Annotated in this window: 4 protein-coding genes; all 4 read left to right on the plus strand. The window is 30.2% G+C overall.

The window, feature by feature from the left end; genetic code table 11:
• Positions 1-527: RHS repeat-associated core domain-containing protein (locus tag J3U64_RS09855; RefSeq protein ID WP_267409106.1), on the plus strand; the 527-nt coding region annotated here is incomplete at its 5' end.
• A complete protein-coding gene (locus J3U64_RS09860; RefSeq protein ID WP_267409107.1) occupies positions 446-829 on the plus strand; it encodes a hypothetical protein in 384 nt (127 codons plus the stop codon). The genes J3U64_RS09855 and J3U64_RS09860, both read left to right, overlap by 82 nt.
• A 7-nt stretch (positions 830-836) precedes the next feature.
• Positions 837-1,040, plus strand: a complete 204-nt coding sequence (locus J3U64_RS09865; protein ID WP_267409108.1) for a hypothetical protein — start codon at positions 837-839, stop codon at positions 1,038-1,040.
• A gap of 636 nt (positions 1,041-1,676) precedes the next feature.
• Entirely contained in the window at positions 1,677-1,907 is a 231-nt protein-coding gene (locus J3U64_RS09870) for a hypothetical protein (protein ID WP_267409109.1), read from the plus strand.
• Positions 1,908-2,226 lie beyond the last annotated feature (319 nt).

Raw genomic sequence — 2,226 nt, forward strand, 5'->3', positions numbered from 1 at the left:
ATAACCAAATCACCATGAACCTGAGGTTTCCGGGACAGTATTACGACGAAGAGACCGGACTATCGTATAACTACTTCAGGGATTATGACGCGAAGACGGGGAGATATATCCAGAGTGACCCGATAGGGTTAGCAGGAGGAGTAAACACGTATGGGTATGTAGGTGGAAATCCGCTGGTATACAGTGATCCGACTGGGGAGTTTGCTCAAGTAATAGTTCCAGTATTAATAGGAGCCACTATTTTAAGTGCATGTGTAGTGTCACCAGTATGTAAAAAAAATGTCACTGATTCTTGGTCTGGTTTATATCAAAATATACGTGAAAGAATTAAAGGCACAGATGTTTTGCCTACATTAACGGGAAACAGAGAAGATGATAAAAATAATGCAAAATCATGCGATAGTAATACAGTTAGTATAAATGATCCCAATAATGTTACTATATTATGGGAGCAGTACCTCCACCTGAAGATCCTGATGATGAAAAAAACTCAGATTCTTTTATTGGTATTAGTGCTGATGAAATAAAATTGATAAATAAAATTCATGGTGGTTCAAATACTACAGGAGAAGTTGATACGGTTTTAGCAAATATGTCGTATAGAACAGGATTTTATGATAAGAGTGCAGTGGTTATTAGAGATATTGCTGGTAGACATTTATTTAATAATGCAAATAAAAGAACGGCTCAAACTGTTGTAGAGCAACTTGCAAAAAGAAATAATATTAATATTAGTAAATCTCAAATTAGAAATGTAATTAATAATTCTGCTACTGGAAGGTTGAGAAGTATTGAAGAAATATCTGGAGCTTTAAAAAATGGTATATAGAGTTAATATGATCACTTATTTAGATCAAGTTGAATCAATTGCAAAAGAAGGTTGCACAATAGTAATCAAATTCGATGGTGAGAGGGATAAGAAAAATTTTTATACAGTGGTTTTATCGGGAGGCCAATTAAAAGATGATTATTTTAGAAAGGATGGTGCCGATTTACCTTTATTACTTCGTGAAATGATAAATTTTTATAAAAATTATTAATTTAAAATAATTATGTTAAAAAATCCTAGATTATAGACTAGGATTTATTTAAAATTTATCTATAATAAATTTTTTAATATTTTTTTGTTTATAAAAATTTTTGTATTACTTATTTCTACTATGATACAAGATATGCTAAAAATGGGAAAGTGCACGATGATTTCACAATTGTCGTATTTGAAAATAAATCATTTTTTTCGCTAGAGCTGAGTAAACTTAAAAATATTCGAACCAATGATCAATTGTTTATCTCAGACATAGATAGTGCTGAAAAAAATGGAATATTAATGGAGATACTTATCTTACTTTTTCATATACAATAACTAAAGGAAAAAATAAGGATCAAGTAGAAACAGTACTTAAAGATCCTGACAGAACCGTGTGGTCAACTTTTAAAATTGTGAATGAATCGATTATACCGATATAATCTAGATTATATACTTTTGATTATTTACCGTTAGCTAATTTTTAAGTATTCATAACTACATGTTTTTTAAATTTTATGTTGAAATATTTAAAAATAAATAAACTATTTGAAAATTTTGTAATAATAAATAGCTATATTAATATTGAAAACATTTAGATTATTGCTAACTTTTTTAATTTTAATAATAATTTATTAATTAAGGAATTAAAATGAATTATCCGAATGGTGATGAAATAAGTGCAGGAGATAAACTTAGTTTAGAAGGAGGAATGACAGGTTTAGTATTATGCTCTTTTGATTCAAAAGATTATCTTCCTGAATTTGATTATGAATCTTGGATAGATACATGTAAAACTGGAATAATGGTAGATACTGATGTTGCCGGTTTAATTCATTATTCTGAACCAAATTCTAATTTTAAATTATTAAAAAGAAAATAGTAAGAATAGCTTAAATACATGTATATATTAGTTAAAAATTGAATTTAATTATCCCGCCATTTATTATATTGCGGGATATTTTTTGAAAATTTAATTCAATGTAAATACTTTAGCTATAACGCGGCCGAGAGAGTAAGTAAAGACAGCAACGACAGCGGAGAAATAGCCAGCTATCAATACGACCCATTTGGCCGGCGCATCAGCAAAACCGTAAATGGCAAAACCACCTACTATATCTACAGCAGCGAAGGGCTGATAGCCGACCTAGATCAAACAGGACGGATGCAAGTAGCGTATAGCTGGATACCGGACAGCGATT

It is taken from the genome of Snodgrassella sp. B3800 (genome assembly GCF_026535865.1).
GTDB classification, from domain to species: Bacteria; Pseudomonadota; Gammaproteobacteria; order Burkholderiales; family Neisseriaceae; genus Snodgrassella; species Snodgrassella alvi_E.